Source organism: Litoreibacter arenae DSM 19593 (assembly GCF_000442275.2).
Lineage (GTDB): Bacteria > Pseudomonadota > Alphaproteobacteria > Rhodobacterales > Rhodobacteraceae > Litoreibacter > Litoreibacter arenae.
Genome location: NZ_KE557306.1, coordinates 252,270 through 267,154, shown reverse-complemented (window position 1 = coordinate 267,154; position 14,885 = coordinate 252,270). Strand labels below are relative to the sequence as shown.

Here is a 14,885-nt window from a genome sequence, read left to right as displayed (position 1 = left end):
CGCTGGCATAAGGGATTGGAAAGACTGGGCCGATATGTCCGCCCCATGTCTGACCGTCTCAAATCCCTCGTAGGCTTCGGCCCCGCCCCGCGTTCGGTGCATCCCAAAGGCACGCGCGGCCCCGTTACCCACGTTATCATCCTCGACGGCACCATGTCCTCGCTGGAACGCGGGTTCGAGACCCACGCGGGCATGACCTTCCGGCTGCTGTCGGAAATGGCGCCCAGCAAGGCCGTGTCGCTGAAATACGAATCCGGCATCCAATGGCAGGGCCTGCGCCGCGCCATCGACGTGATGGCGGGTGTCGGCATCAACCGCCAGATCCGCCGCGCCTATGGCTTCATTGCCTCGCGCTACCGCCCCGGTGATCGCATCTTCCTGTTCGGCTTCTCACGCGGCGCCTATGCCGTGCGCAGCCTTGCGGGCGTCATCGACCAGGTGGGCCTGTTACGTGCCGACTGCGCGACAGAGCGCAACGTGCGTCAGGCCTATCGCCATTACCGCATGGCCCCCACTTCGAAGGCTTGCAAGGAATTCCACAAACAATTCTGCCACGAGGAAGCCAATATCGAGATGATTGGCATCTGGGACACCGTCCGCGCCCTCGGCTTCCGCGCCCCGTTCCTGTGGCGTTTCTCGCCGGTCGAGCACGAATTCCACAACCACACGCTTGGCCCCTCGGTCAAACACGGCTTCCACGCGCTGGCGCTCAACGAGACCCGCCGCATCTTCGAGCCGGTCATGTGGGAAAGCCGCGACGACTTCGAGGGCGTTTTGGAACAGGTCTGGTTCAAAGGCGCGCATGGCGATGTGGGCGGTCACCTGATGGGCTACGAGAAGGCACGACCTTTGGCCAACATCTCGCTGGTCTGGATGCTGGACAAAGCCGAGGCCTGCGGCCTGCCCCTGCCCGAAGACTGGCGCTCCCGCTTCCCCCGCGACGCCGACGCCCCCTCGGTCGGCACATGGCGCAACTGGGGCAAGCTGTTCTGGCACCGCCGCGCCCGCGTGGTGGGCCGCGATCCGTCAGAGCGGTTGCACCCCAGCGTGGTCAACAGCCCGCAAGGCTTCGTTCCCGCCAGCAAGTCGCAACTCAAAGCCGCCTCGCGCGGCTAAAGCTCGGTTCGCACGCGCCACAGCTCCGGAAACAACTCCACCTCCAGCATGCGTTTCAGGTAGCTGACGCCCCCCGTCCCGCCCGTGCCACGCTTGAAGCCGATCACGCGCTCCACCGTGGTGACATGGTTGAAGCGCCAGCGGCGGAAGTAATCCTCGAAATCGACCAGCTTCTCGGCCAGCTCATACAGCGCCCAATGCGCCTGCGGGTCGCGGTAGACCACCGCCCACGCTGCCATCACCCCGTCGCTGAAGGCATGGGTTTCTGACACATCACGCTCCAACACCTCCTGCGGCACCGCAAGCCCCGCACGCGCCAAAGCCCGCACGGCCTCGTCATAAAGCGACGGCTGCGCCAGTTCCGCCGTGATCTTCTCCATAATATCCGCGCGATGCGCGTGCGGCTTGACCATCGCGGGGTTGCGGTTGCCCACGGCGAACTCGATCAGCCGGTACTGCCAAGACTGAAATCCCGAAGACTGCCCCAAATCATCGCGAAACGCGGTGTATTCGCTGGGCGTCATGGTCCGCAGCACGTCCCACGCGTTGTTCAGCTGCTCGAATATCTTCGCCACGCGGCTCAGCATCTTGAACGCAGGCTGCAACTGATCGTCGCGAATGGCCGCCCGCGCAGCACCAATCTCATGCAAGGCCAGCCGCATCCACAACTCGGACGTCTGATGCTGGATGATAAACAGCATCTCGTCATGCGTATCGGTCAGGCACTCCTGCGCCCCCAGCACCATGTCCAGCCGAAGGTAGTCGTTATACGACATCCGCCCGTCAAAACGCATCTGCGCGCCTTCCTCGGCGGGGTCATACGGGGTGTCCGTGGTCATGGCGGCGCTCCTCAATGCGGCAATGACACCACCGTATCGCGCCCGACGCGCGACGCAACCAACGCCGCCCCCCGCCAAAACGCCCGATCAGCCCTTTTCCACCCCGCCCCGTCGCGGTATGACCTCGGTAACTCCAAAAGGGGACCGATATCATGGCCATGGAAAAGACATTCAACGCAGCCGAAGCCGAAGGTCGGCTCTACGACGCTTGGGAAAAGGCGGGCTGCTTTACCGCAGGGGCGAACGCCAAGCGCGCGGAAACCTATTGCATCATGATCCCGCCCCCGAACGTCACCGGCGTCCTGCATATGGGCCACGCGTTCAACAACACGTTGCAGGACATCCTGATCCGCTGGAAGCGGATGCAGGGCTACGACACGCTCTGGCAGGCGGGCACCGACCACGCAGGCATCGCCACCCAGATGGTGGTGGAGCGTGAACTGGCCAAGGATGGCAAGAAGCGCACCGACATGACCCGCTCTGAGTTTCTGGAACATGTCTGGGCGTGGAAGGAACAATCCGGCGGCACGATCCGCGACCAGCTCAAACGCCTTGGCGCGTCCTGCGACTGGTCGCGCGAGGCGTTCACCATGTCCGGCGCGCCGGGCGCGCCCGACACCGCGCAGGGCAACTTCCACGACGCCGTTATCAAGGTCTTCGTCGATATGTATGACAAGGGGCTGATCTATCGCGGCAAACGCCTCGTCAACTGGGACCCGCATTTCGAGACCGCGATCTCCGATCTGGAGGTCGAAAATATCGAAACCCCCGGCCATATGTGGCACTTCAAATACCCGCTGGCGGGCGGCGAAACCTATGAGTATGTCGAAAAGGACGAGGACGGCAACGTCACCCTGCGCGAGACCCGCGACTATATCTCCATCGCCACCACACGGCCTGAAACCATGCTGGGCGACGGCGCGGTCGCGGTTCACCCAACAGATGAGCGTTACGCGCCAATCGTTGGAAAACTCTGCGAAATTCCCGTTGGCCCGAAAGAGCATCGCCGCCTGATCCCGATCATCACCGACGAATACCCCGACAAGGATTTCGGCTCGGGTGCGGTGAAGATCACCGGCGCGCATGACTTCAACGACTACCAGGTCGCCAAGCGCGGCGGCATCCCGATGTATAACCTGATGGACACCAAAGGTGCGATGCGCACCGACGGTCGCCCCTACGCCGAAGAAGCCGCCATAGCCCAAGCGATTGCCACTGGCGAGCGCGAGTTCGGTGAGCGCATGGTCGCCGCAATGAACCTCGTCCCCGACGCCTATCGCGGCATGGACCGGTTCGAGGCCCGCAAAGCGGTGGTGCGGGACATCACCGACGAGGGGCTGGCCGTCATGGTCACCGTCCCCGTGATTGACGAGGAGGACGGGCAGGAAAGCTCCAAGCTGGTCCCTTACGTCGAAAGCAAGCCGATCATGCAGCCCTTCGGCGACCGCTCGAAGGTGGTGATCGAGCCGATGCTGACGGACCAATGGTTTGTGGAGACCGACAAGATCGTCGGCCCCGCGCTCGACGCGGTGCGCAACGGCGACGTGAAAATTCTGCCCGAGAGTGGCGAGAAGGTGTATTTCCACTGGCTGGAGAATATCGAGCCATGGTGCATTTCCCGCCAGCTCTGGTGGGGCCATCAAATCCCCGTCTGGTACGGCTTCGACCTGAATGCCGCAGGCTTCAAGGATGACGAAGGCGACGGCGATCTGGACGCAGTGGAAATTGGCCGCCTGCTGACCAACGACGCCATCGCCGCCAACCCCGATGTGCATCACTGCGCGACGGAATTCGACGGCGTGACCGGCCAGTTCGAGGATATTCTGGCCGAACTGCCGATGCCGCTAAACCACGCCCGCCCCGTCGAGGTCGCCGACCGCGCCGAGGCGCTGCACCAGTTCGCCGCCGGTCTGGCGGAATATAACGTCACCCAAGACCCGACCAAGCTGGTCTACCCGATCTGGCGCGACGCGGATGTGCTGGACACCTGGTTCTCGTCGGGCCTCTGGCCCATCGGCACGCTCGGCTGGCCGGAGGACACCGAAGCGCTGCAAAAGTATTTCCCGACCTCCACCTTGGTCACGGGGCAGGACATCCTGTTCTTCTGGGTGGCGCGGATGATGATGATGCAACTTGCGGTTGTGGACCAAATCCCGTTCGACACCGTCTACCTGCATGGGCTCGTGCGCGACGCCAAGGGCAAGAAAATGTCGAAATCCACCGGCAACGTGGTCGACCCGCTGGAGATCATCGACGAATTCGGCGCCGACGCCCTGCGCTTCACCAACGCGGCCATGGCCAGCTTGGGCGGGGTGCTGAAACTCGACATGCAACGTATCGCGGGCTACCGCAACTTCGGCACCAAACTATGGAACGCCGTACGCTTCGCCGAAATGAACGAGGCCTACGGTCTGCCCGACAAAAAGCCGACACAAAGCCGACGCCCCGCAGACCTCGAATTCACGGTCAATAAATGGATCGTAGGCGAGACCGCCAAAGTCCGGATGGAGGTCGACCAGGCGCTCGAAAACTACCGCTTCAACGACGCGGCCGACGCCCTTTACCGCTTCGTCTGGGGCAAGGTGTGCGACTGGTATGTGGAGTTCTCCAAGCCCCTCCTGCTCGACGGAACCGACGCCGAGAAAGCCGAAACCCGCGCGACAATGGCATGGGTTCTGGACCAGTGCATGATCCTGCTGCACCCGATCATGCCCTTCATCACGGAAGAGCTTTGGGGCGAGACCGCCAAGCGCGACAATATGCTGGTCCATCAGGACTGGCCCACATACGGCGCTGAATTAATTGACAAAAATGCCGACACGGAAATGAACTGGGTGATCTCCTTGATCGACACGGTCCGCTCCGCCCGTGGCGAAATGCACGTCCCCGCAGGGCTCAAGGTGCCGCTGGTTCAGGTCGATCTGGACGCCGCAGGCCGCACCGCTTTCGCCAACAACGAGGCCCTGATCCTGAAACTCGCCCGCATCGAAGGCGTCACCGAAGGCGCGGCACCGAAAGGCTCCGTCACCATCCCCGTCGCCGGTGGCAGCTTCGCGCTGCCTCTGGCAGGCATTATCGACGTGGACGCAGAAAAAGCACGGCTGGAGAAAACTTTAGGTAAGCTGGCCAAGGAGTTGGGCGGTCTGCGAGGTCGGCTGAACAACCCCAAATTCGCCGAAAGCGCCCCCGCCGACGTGGTCGAAGAGGCCCGCGAAAATCTCGCGGCGCGTGAAGAAGAAGAAGGCAAACTGAAAGCCGCGCTCGCAAGGCTGGCTGAATTGGGATGACACCTTGTTTCCATTTGGTCCCAAATACTCAATTCCTGCGCCTGCATAAAGCGTTGTGATTTGAGTATTTTTAACCAAATGGAAACTGGAATCGCGCTTCCCTGAGGGTCCGGTACAGGCTGGAGAGCCGATGACCGGACCGGATGGAGACCGCTAGGCGCGATCTTCGGAGCGCGGTCGGGGGCGACCCCGGCCGCCTCTTACTTTCGGGTCTTCGCCATCCCGCGCATCACCGCTGCCATTTGGTCAGGCTTGCCAATCAGCGCGGCCTGCTCGACGGACTCCGCCATCAAAACACTGGCCGCAGAGCCGGTTTGTGCCTCGCCGATCAGCCTCTTGGCCGCGCGGATTGCACTGGGACTTTGGGCCGCGATCTGTTTTGCCAGTTCCATCGCACGCTCCAAAGGATCGTCGGCCAACTCCGTGACCAGCCCCCATTCAAGCGCTTGCTGTGCCTCGACAATTTCCGCGGTGTAGATGAGGCGTCGTAGCACGTCGTCCCGCACGAGGTGCGGCAAAAGCGTCATGCCGCCCATATCGGGGATCAGGCCCCATTTCATTTCCATGATCGAAAGCCTTGCATCGAGCGCGGCGACGCGGATGTCTGCCCCGATGGCCAGTTGCAGCCCGGCACCAAAGCAGACCCCGTGCAGCGCCGCGATGACCGGCACCTCCAGCTTGCGCCACGCAAGTGAGAACTCCTGAAACCGGTTCGCATCCCCATGGGTGCGACGGACGATCACCTCGTCCATGTCCTTCCCCATCAGGCTTGAGAGCGAGGTGATATCTATCCCTGCACAAAACGCGCGCCCCTCGCCTGACAGCACGACACACTTCACATCCGTGCCCTGCAAGGCATGAGCGGCGGCAAGCACGTCGTCCAGCATATCCAGAGAAATGGCATTCATTTTGTCGGGGCGGTTCAACGTCACCCGGGCGATACCATCGGCGATTTCAGTTTTCACAACGCTCATATACGCGACCGTAAAGCCATGTGCCGGATCTGACGAGCGTGACGTTACGCTCTGCCCTTGTAAGCGGCTGCAAAAACCGATCAAACTCCAGCTCATGACCAGTCCGCCCCTCACCCCGCTCGCCGACAGCTTGCCTGCCTCCGTCCCTTTTGTCGGGCCCGAAGCTCTTGAGCGGGCCAGCGGCACGATCTTCAAAGCCCGCCTTGGCGCGAATGAAAGCGTTTTCGGCCCCTCACCGAAGGCCATTGCCGCAATGGCAAAAGCGGCGTCGGAGGTTTGGCAATACGGCGACCCCGAGAGCCACGGTCTGCGCCATGCACTGGCGGCGCATCACAGCGTAACCCCTGAGAACATCATGGTCGGCGAAGGCATTGACGGCCTTCTTGGCTATCTGGTGCGGCTCTATGTGGAGCAAGGCACCGCCGTTGTGACCTCCGCCGGGGCCTATCCGACCTTCAACTACCATGTGGCCGGCTTCGGTGGCGAGCTGCACATGGTCCCCTACCGCGACGACCACGAAGACCCCGACGCGTTGCTTGCGATGGCCAAAGAAACGAATGCGCGGCTGATCTATTTCGCCAATCCAGACAACCCGATGGGAAGCTGGCATGACGCGGTGGCGGTACAGCGGATGATCGACGCGGTGCCCGACGATTGCCTGCTGATCCTCGACGAGGCGTATATCGAGCTGGCCCCTGACGGAACGGCCCCCGCGCTGGATATGAACAACCCGAATGTTGTGCGCATGCGCACCTTCTCCAAGGGGCACGGAATGGCGGGCGCGCGGGTCGGCTACGCTTTGGGCGAGGCCGAAAACATCCGCGCCTTCAACAAGATCCGCAACCATTTCGGCATGAGCCGGATCAGTCAGGCAGGTGCCTTGGCGGCGTTGAACGATCAGGATTACCTGTCGGATGTCTGCACCAAGGTTGCCGCGTCGCGCGACCGGATTGCAGAAATCGCGCGTGAGAACGGGCTGACCCCTCTTCCCTCCGCCACCAACTTCGTCACGGTCGACTGCGGCAAGGATGGCGACTATGCGCGTAAGGTGCTGGCCGGATTGCTGGCGCAGGGGATCTTCGTGCGGATGCCGTTTGTGGCCCCGCAGGATCGCGCGATCCGGGTCAGCTGCGGCACACCAGCAGACATGGACCTGCTGGCTGACGCTTTACCCCAAGCGCTGAAAGCCGCTGGTTAGGGAAACGCCACTTTTCTTTGCCGCAGAGCACGCTAGGCTAAGCTGGCAGAGGAAGGAGCACGCAAATGTCACAGCGCCCCGGTCGCGTCAAGGATTACACCAAGCCGTTTCTGGTCATGGCATTCGTGGTCGTCTTCACTGGACTGTTCCTTCTTTGGGCCGCGTTCGGCTATGCGGTCTCCCTCGTGACCAGCCTGTTTTTGCACATCGCACTAGGTCTTATCCCGAAGCGCGGCTAGCTACTTCCCCGCACACACCTGTGCCGCCGCCGCCAGCGCGCCGTCCCCGTGCGGGATGTCCAAAGCCTTCAGCCCCGCATCAATCGAGCCGAGCGTGCCCATCAGCATATGCAGGTTCACATGGCCCATATGGCCGATGCGAAAGAAGCCATCGGACATCGGGTCATCCTCCGTCGCCATGCCGAGGCCGATACCCAGTGTCAGCCCCGCCTGTTCAATCAACCAATTGCGCAAGGCCGTGCCGTGCGGTGCGCCGATACGCAATGCCGTGACCGCATGGCTGCGGGCGGCGGGATCGGTTACGTTCAACTCCAGCGGGCCGCCTTGCCCCCATGCGTCGCACGCGGCCCACAAGGCGCGGGCCAGCGTCGCGTGGCGGGCTAGCACGTTGTCCAGCCCCTCTTCGTGCACGATCATGTCCAGCGCGGTTCGCAATCCGTATAGGTGGTGCGTTGGCGCTGTGCCGCAGGAAATCTGGTAGTAGCCTTCGGGGTTGGCACGCGAATGCCAGTCCCAATATGCCGACACGCGGCCCATCTTCTGGCGGACGGCGGCGGCCTTGTCGTTGAAGAACACAAAGCACATGCCCGGCGGAACCATCAGCCCCTTTTGACTGCCGGTTATCACAATATCGACGCCCCACGCGTCCATCTGCATGTCGTCGCACCCCAGACAGGCAATGCTGTCGACAATCATAAGCGCCGGATGCCCCGCCGCGTCCATCGCCTTGCGGATCGCGGCAAGGTCGGACTTTGCGGAACTGGCGGTATCCACCTGCACCACCAGCACGGCCTTGATCTGGTGGCCGCTATCTGCACGCAAAGCGTCCTCGACCGCTTGCGGATCAATCGGGGCGCGGCGGCCGAAATCGAGCTGCTCCACGACCAATCCGCGCCTGCGGGCGGTGTCTGCCCAGCCGATGGAGAATTGCGCAGCGCCCGGCACCAGCACCTTGTCGCCCTCGGCCAGAACGTTGGCCAGCGAGGCCTCCCACGCGGCGTGACCGTTGCCGATATACATGGCGACATGGCCGCTGGTCTTTGCCACCGCCTTCAGGTCGGGGATCAGCGAATAGGTCAGGTCTATCAACTCGCCCGTATAGATATTCGGCGCGGGGCGGTGCATGGCCTGCAACACCCGTTCCGGCATAACCGAGGGGCCGGGTATCGCCAGCGTGTGACGACCATGGGACAGGTTGGGCAGATTGGACATGAAATGCGCCTTCAGGAAACCAGAGCAACAGCTTGGCTCCAAGAGGTAGACACGTCCAAAGAGGCCGTCAATTCGCTATCGGTTATGGTCAGGATCAGTCCTTGTGATAGCGCTGCGCCAGCGCCCGCGGGTCGGCCCCGAAGCTGTAGCGCGTGAGGGTGCCGAAGTTGCGCAGGCTCTGGCGCAGCCAGCCGTTTCGCTCGTACCGCTCCGCGCCGGTTTCGGCAAAGGTATCAAGCAACCGGACACGGCCCTTCAGCGCCTTCGCCATGGCAACATCTTCCATCAAGGGCTGGTCGGGATAGCCGCCGGAATACTCGTAGAGCGCGCGCGACATCAGCAGGCCTTGGTCGCCATATGGCAGGTTCAGCGCGGTGCTGCGCCGGTTGGCCCAGCCCGCGACGACCCTCGGGGCCAGACCCTTGGCGCGGAAACGCAAGCGGAACGCGGCCGCAAGGTTCGGGTGCGTCTCACGATGCACCGCCGCGGCGCCCACCCAGTCGGGGGCCAGACAGGTATCGGCGTGCAAGAACAGCAGCCACTCCCCCCGCGCCACCTCTGCGCCGCGACGCAACTGCCCACCGCGCCCTTTCGGGCCGCCGACCACCTCCGCCCCAGCCGCGCGGGCGATTCCCAAGGTGCCGTCCTCGCTGCCCCCGTCCGAGATCACCAGATCACGGATCAATCCCGCCTCCAGCCCCGGCATAAGGGCGTTCAAGGTTGCAGGCAGATGCGCCTCAGCATTCAATGTGGGGATGACGATGGAAAACGGTGCGGCCATATTGGGGCTGTTATAGCCCCGCCCACCGACTATATGACAGGGCTAACCAATCTGGAGGACCAAATGCCACAAAACGAACGCATGTTGATCGAAGTGACCGGCAGCGAACGGGTGGATTTCCTGCAAGGGTTGGTCACCAATGATCTGGCCAAGCTGTCGGACGGCTTGGTCTATGCCGCGTTGCTGACGCCTCAGGGCAAGTTTCAGGTGGATTTCTTTCTGGTGCCTTGGAAAGACGCGATCCTGATCGACGTCGCCGCGCCATATGGCGAGGCGCTGATGCGCAGGCTGACCTTCTACAAGCTGCGCGCCGATGTGAAACTGCACGAATTGCAGGCCGACGTAAGCCGTGGCGTGGGCGACATTCCCAGCGGTGCGTTTGCCGATCCGCGTCATGAGGCGCTAGGCTGGCGTGCCTACGGGCCGGGCTTTGCCTTCGAGGCGCAAGGCGACGTGGACTGGGACGCCATCCGCGTGGCGCATTGTATTCCGGAGCTGGGCATTGAGCTGATCCCCGATGACAGCTTCATTCTGGAAATGGGGTTCGAGCGGCTGAACGGCGTCGATTTCCGCAAGGGCTGCTATGTCGGCCAAGAGGTCACCGCCCGCATGAAGCACAAGACCGAACTGCGCAAAGGGCTGGCTTTGGTCGACGTGAAAGGCGAAGCTCCGGTAGGCACTCCGATTGACGTGAATAACAAGGCGGTCGGCACGCTCTATACCCAGTCCGGCGGACGGGCGATGGCCTACCTCCGCTTCGACCGCGCGACTGAAGGGATGACGGCGGGGGATGCTCGGGTGGACTACCTGCGGGAGTGATGTCGCAGTATTTGTCTGAACGCCTAGGCGAAACTTGCTGATTGCTTTTAAACGCGAGGCCGATACTAATTGTTGAACGGGCCTCCAACGCGGTCTGAGAGATGGCAACCGACGACGCAAGGGAGTGTTACCAATGGTGAACCGCTACGTTTTGGCTGCATCCATAATTGTCTGCGGCTTCTCCGCATGGGCCGACAATCATACGGCCGGCGCAAGCACGGACAGCGCCGATGCGCCCGTGACGGAACCGGAGGTCGATCTGTCCGCCGCCGAGAAAATCTTCAAGAAGTCTTGTCGGGCTTGTCATGGCAACAAGGCCCAAGGCGCGGCGAGCTATCCCAACCTGTCGGATCTGGAGCCCGCATACATTGTGGAAATGCTGGAACGGTACAGATCAGGCGAGCGTATCGGGCCCAACTCTATCCTCATGATTCAGAACGCCAAAAAGCTCTCTGATCAGGAGATCGCCAGCCTCTCGGTATATGTGACCACGGCATTCGACTGACGCGTTATGCGACGCCCTGCCATTTGGGCAATTCTCATGGCTCGATAAATCTCTTTGTCCACGCAACTTCCGCCCCTATCATCCTAGATGGCACAGCAATCTTGAGGCGAGCGGTCCCACGCTCGCCACCGCTGGCCTCGTCAATCATCCAGGAGGAAGTCATGATATCTACCAGAAGCTTTTCCAAGTTCTCTATCGTCGCCTCACTACTCGCCGGAGCCGCGGTGATTTCGTCACCGGCTTTTTCACAAAGCGGGATGAATACCACCAGTCTCCAACACGAGGTAGTCCTCGACGGGCTGGACAACCCCTGGGACATGGCCTTTCTCGATGATGGAACGATGCTGTTCACCGAGAAGTGCAAGGGGCTGTCCGTCCTGATGCCCGACGGGACAGTCAATGCCCTCTACGGCGTCGGAGAGACCGAAGGCTACCCGTCGAACGGCGCGGACCTGTTTTGTGAAGGCCAGGCCGGAATGATGGGGGTCGCCTTCGATCCTGACTTCGACGCTAACCGTCGCATCTATGTCTACTCGACGTCGAATATGTCTGACCCGCATACCAACCGCCTGATGCGGTTCACCTTGAACGAGGACTTCACCGGCGTCTCGGACCGCACCGACATCGTCGATGACGTGCCCTACAAGATGGCCGCGTCCAATCACCCGTTCGGTGGTCCCGGCGCCCATAACGGGGGGCGCGTGCGGTTCGGACCCGATGGCGCATTGTGGCTGACGACAGGTGACAACCATAACAGCGAGATACCTCAAAGCCCGACGCTGATGGGCTCCAAGGTTCTCAGAATGGACACCGATGGTAACGCGCATCCTGACAACAGCCCGCCCGAAGGGTTCGACCCCAGGACATACACCTACGGTCACCGGAACGTGCAGGGTATCGCCTTCCACCCCGAAACCGGCGCGGCGATCACGGCAGAGCATGGCCCGTGGCACTCGGACGAGATCACCATTCTGGAGAATGGCGGCAACGCTGGTTGGGACCCGAGGCCGAACATGGCCGGACGCGGTGACTGCCCGGACGACTATTGCGGCTACACACCGAACCAGGAAGAAGGCATGAACCGCTACGAGCGGGCAGCCTCCATGCCGATGACCGATTTTGACACCTATCCCGATGCGATGCCTCCGATCTGGAACAATAACGGTTGGTCGCAAGGCACCTCCTCGGCCGCGTTCCTGAAGGGCGAGTCCTGGGGTGACTGGGACGGTGCCATGGTTGTCGGGATCATGGGCATCGGCTTCGGCGGCACCCCGATCGGCCAGCGGATCGACGTTATCCAGTTCAACGACGACAACAACGACGTCGAAGATGTAACCGAGATGACGCTGCCGATGGAGCCGGGACGCTTCCGCTCCCTCGTCATGGGGCCGGATGGCAGCCTCTACACGGCGATTGACGAGGGCACGATCTCCAAGCTCACGCCGGGTAGCTGAACGAAAACGGGCCGCGCAGACAATTTGCGCGGCCTATTCTCCGAAAATCAGCGTTTGCGGTATTTCAAAACGTTGGTCATCCACCCTGACGTAATAGGTTCCGTCAGTCAGACGCCAGTCCGTGTCGGTGCCGACCCCCGACATCGTCGGATTGCCACGCAGGAACTCACCGCCTGAAAAGGTCAGCACTCGTTTGAAGCCGTTGGCGAAAGTCACCACCGCCGCCGCTGATCCAGCGGCGCGGGCCACGTTGATGCGGCAACTGCCCATAACCTGTCCGACTTCTTGCGCGCATCGCACCTCGCCTATCGCGTCGAAGCTATCGGCTTTTGCCCGCGTTGTCGCTTCCGCGACGTCACCGCTCGCGGTGCCTGTATGCCACAGGGATATGGCCAGAACTGACAGCATCGCCAGACGCATTTATTCGCTCCTCGGCACAGTTGGCTGCAATACTGTATCGAGTCTAGCGGCGCGGGCCGAAAAAAGAAAACCCAGACACAGCCCGGCCCTCCTTATTTCGTGGTGCAGCGTTGAGCGAACGCGCTTGTCACCGTGAAGAAATGTCAAACAATGGCTCGCGAAGAGAACTTCAGGAGCTGCTTATGCCGGATGTCGGCTCTACGGGACAATGCAGCCATTTGCACAACTCTTTGCTAGGTCCGCTTCTATTAATCTATTCCTGTTTACGCCAAAGCGGAACTTGGCATGAACGCTATTCTAGAAACTCTGGATAAATCGGCTCGACTGCGTCCGATTCTGGGTCGGCGCGAAAGGGCTTGTCTGCTTGATAGTGCCAGAACCCGTCCTTGGTGCCTTCGAAGGGTCTGAGATACACTTCGCGAAACCTGGCAGAAATGGCGAAGGCTGCCTTAGGGCCTGCCAACCACAGAGGGTCGCGAAAGGCGTGGCCAAAAGTGATGTCAGTCCTGAATATCCCGTCTTCGTCGATGATCGAAGGATTGGCAAAACGAAACCGATAGTCTTTGAGCGTTTGGCAGTAGTGAAGCCCGCAAGCCGTGCAGGCGACATTGTCGCCACTGCCATATTCGCTACTATATTCTGTTATGTCGTCTTGATTGGTTACGCAAAGTAGACGAGTCGGATCGGCTTCCCATGCATTATCAAAAATCTGACGTATCGTCATTTGACCGGGCCAATGGATTTCAAACATTTCCTTGGCTCGCTTGGAGATGATGACCTTTCCGTCGTATGTATCGTTGAGGTCGTAGGGCAGCTTTTTGTTGCGGGCTTTGGGCGGACGGTGCCATTCGTTGCACCGGACGCCGCACGTCGAGCAGGAAGCAGCTTTACGTCCGGCTACCGTGTAGTAGCCCCATTGCATATCGAAGCCGCCGAAATCGTAGAGTTTTGCGTTATGTTTCACAGGTGTTTCATGTGCTCGTCAGAATTGGCTCGCCAAACACAGTATGTACACTGAGCCTAAAAAGTCGAGGCACATGTGATGCAAAAAAAAGCTGACGTTCGTACAAGCTGTAGCATCCAACCTTTTGGACTCGAAGCAGACACTGCTTTTTGCGCCTCGGGGTCACTCATCTGCGCCATTTGCGGCAAAGTGGCCGACCCGACAGCTACCCTTCGAGAACGGCCAAGCGCCATGCCGCCCGGCCGTCAGTCCCGCTCGCGGATCGTCTTCGCAAACGCCGGAAAAATGTCGGGGTTGGCGGCGATCATCTGGCCGTCTTCCAGCAGGTTCTGCCCCTCGCGGATCGGCTCGATAAAGCCGCCGGATTCCTTGACCAGAAGCACCCCGCCCGCGATATCCCAGATGTTCAGGCCGCGCTCCCAATAGCCGTCATAGCGGCCAGCGGCCACATAGGCCAAATCCAGCGCGGCAGAGCCCCAGCGGCGCACGCCTGCGCATTGGGGCATCAGTCGGGCAAGGTCTTTCAGCGTGGCGGGCAGGTATTTTCCGCCACCGAATGGAATACCCGTTGCAAACACCGACTCGATCATTTTGTGGCGGGCGGACACACGCAGGCGCTGCTCGTTCATAAACGCGCCCTCGCCTTTTTCGGCCACGAACATCTCGTCCTTGGCAGGGTCGTAGACCACGGCAGACACGATCTCGCCTTTATGCTCCAAAGCAATCGACACCGCCCAATGCGGCATACCGTGCAAAAAGTTGGTGGTGCCGTCCAGCGGGTCCACGATCCAGCGGCGGGTCGGGTCTTTGCCCTCGACGGGCTCGCTTTCCTCACCGACCCAACCATAGGTCGGGCGGGCCTCCATCAACTGCTCCCGAATGATCGCCTCGGCGGCGGTGTCGGCCTTGGAGACGAAGTCGCCCGCGCCTTTCATCGACACTTGCAGGTTCTCGACTTCACGGAAGTCTTTCACCAGCGAGCGGCCAGCAACACGTGCGGCTTTGATCATAACGTTGAGATTGGCGCTGCCTTGCATGGGTCATCATCCTGTGGAGAGGTTCGGAGGCGCGTATAGC

General features: G+C 61.2%; 14 protein-coding genes. 7 read left to right on the top strand and 7 right to left on the bottom strand.

Annotation, left to right across the window (positions count from 1 at the left end; all coding sequences use genetic code 11):
• Nucleotides 1–45: 45 nt before the first annotated feature.
• Nucleotides 46–1,116, top strand: a complete 1,071-nt coding sequence (locus THALAR_RS01395; RefSeq protein WP_021099672.1) for a DUF2235 domain-containing protein — start codon at nucleotides 46–48, stop codon at nucleotides 1,114–1,116.
• Here the strand turns inward: THALAR_RS01395 and kynA are convergent.
• Entirely contained in the window at nucleotides 1,113–1,955 is an 843-nt protein-coding gene (gene kynA, locus THALAR_RS01390; RefSeq protein ID WP_021099671.1) for a tryptophan 2,3-dioxygenase, read from the bottom strand. The genes THALAR_RS01395 and kynA overlap by 4 nt on opposite strands.
• Before the next feature lie 152 nt (nucleotides 1,956–2,107).
• On the opposite strand from kynA, the gene THALAR_RS01385 reads away from it, so the two are divergent.
• Nucleotides 2,108–5,242 carry a valine--tRNA ligase gene (locus THALAR_RS01385; protein WP_021099669.1) on the top strand — a complete coding sequence of 1,045 codons (3,135 nt, stop codon included), beginning with the start codon at nucleotides 2,108–2,110 and terminating at the stop codon, nucleotides 5,240–5,242.
• Between the two features lie 200 nt (nucleotides 5,243–5,442).
• Here THALAR_RS01385 and THALAR_RS01380 read toward each other — a convergent pair whose 3' ends face one another.
• Nucleotides 5,443–6,216, bottom strand: a complete 774-nt coding sequence (locus THALAR_RS01380; protein ID WP_021099668.1) for a crotonase/enoyl-CoA hydratase family protein — start codon at nucleotides 6,214–6,216, stop codon at nucleotides 5,443–5,445.
• A gap of 94 nt (nucleotides 6,217–6,310) precedes the next feature.
• Between THALAR_RS01380 and THALAR_RS01375 the strand changes: the two genes are divergently transcribed.
• Entirely contained in the window at nucleotides 6,311–7,414 is a 1,104-nt protein-coding gene (locus THALAR_RS01375) for a pyridoxal phosphate-dependent aminotransferase (RefSeq protein WP_021099667.1), read from the top strand.
• A 65-nt stretch (nucleotides 7,415–7,479) separates the two neighbouring features.
• Nucleotides 7,480–7,653 carry a hypothetical protein gene (locus THALAR_RS18275; RefSeq protein ID WP_021099666.1) on the top strand — a complete coding sequence of 58 codons (174 nt, stop codon included), beginning with the start codon at nucleotides 7,480–7,482 and terminating at the stop codon, nucleotides 7,651–7,653.
• Here the strand turns inward: THALAR_RS18275 and THALAR_RS01370 are convergent, their stop codons facing one another.
• Both THALAR_RS01370 and THALAR_RS01365 read right to left on the bottom strand, forming a co-directional pair.
• Entirely contained in the window at nucleotides 7,654–8,865 is a 1,212-nt protein-coding gene (locus THALAR_RS01370) for a pyridoxal-phosphate-dependent aminotransferase family protein (protein ID WP_021099665.1), read from the bottom strand.
• Nucleotides 8,866–8,959: 94 nt separating this feature from the next.
• Entirely contained in the window at nucleotides 8,960–9,646 is a 687-nt protein-coding gene (locus THALAR_RS01365; RefSeq protein ID WP_021099664.1) for a TIGR04283 family arsenosugar biosynthesis glycosyltransferase, read from the bottom strand.
• A 63-nt stretch (nucleotides 9,647–9,709) separates the two neighbouring features.
• On the opposite strand from THALAR_RS01365, the gene ygfZ reads away from it, so the two are divergent.
• The 3 genes from ygfZ to THALAR_RS01350 all read left to right on the top strand — a co-directional run bounded on the left by ygfZ (nucleotide 9,710) and on the right by THALAR_RS01350 (nucleotide 12,424).
• Nucleotides 9,710–10,465 carry a CAF17-like 4Fe-4S cluster assembly/insertion protein YgfZ gene (gene ygfZ / locus THALAR_RS01360; RefSeq protein ID WP_021099663.1) on the top strand — a complete coding sequence of 252 codons (756 nt, stop codon included), beginning with the start codon at nucleotides 9,710–9,712 and terminating at the stop codon, nucleotides 10,463–10,465.
• Between the two features lie 133 nt (nucleotides 10,466–10,598).
• Nucleotides 10,599–10,970, top strand: a complete 372-nt coding sequence (locus tag THALAR_RS01355) for a c-type cytochrome (RefSeq protein WP_021099662.1) — start codon at nucleotides 10,599–10,601, stop codon at nucleotides 10,968–10,970.
• 161 nt (nucleotides 10,971–11,131) lie between these two features.
• On the top strand, nucleotides 11,132–12,424 hold the full coding sequence (locus THALAR_RS01350) for a PQQ-dependent sugar dehydrogenase (RefSeq protein WP_021099661.1): 1,293 nt from the start codon (nucleotides 11,132–11,134) through the stop codon (nucleotides 12,422–12,424).
• Between the two features lie 33 nt (nucleotides 12,425–12,457).
• Here the strand turns inward: THALAR_RS01350 and THALAR_RS01345 are convergent, their stop codons facing one another.
• The 3 genes from THALAR_RS01345 to THALAR_RS01335 form a co-directional block, all read right to left on the bottom strand.
• On the bottom strand, nucleotides 12,458–12,844 hold the full coding sequence (locus tag THALAR_RS01345) for a hypothetical protein (protein WP_021099660.1): 387 nt from the start codon (nucleotides 12,842–12,844) through the stop codon (nucleotides 12,458–12,460).
• A gap of 292 nt (nucleotides 12,845–13,136) precedes the next feature.
• Nucleotides 13,137–13,808 (bottom strand): hypothetical protein, encoded by a 672-nt coding sequence (locus tag THALAR_RS01340; protein WP_021099659.1) that lies wholly within the window; start codon nucleotides 13,806–13,808, stop codon nucleotides 13,137–13,139.
• Nucleotides 13,809–14,053: 245 nt separating this feature from the next.
• Nucleotides 14,054–14,845: an inositol monophosphatase family protein gene (locus tag THALAR_RS01335; RefSeq protein WP_021099658.1), complete on the bottom strand. Its 792-nt coding sequence runs from the start codon at nucleotides 14,843–14,845 to the stop codon at nucleotides 14,054–14,056.
• Nucleotides 14,846–14,885: the final 40 nt, after the last annotated feature.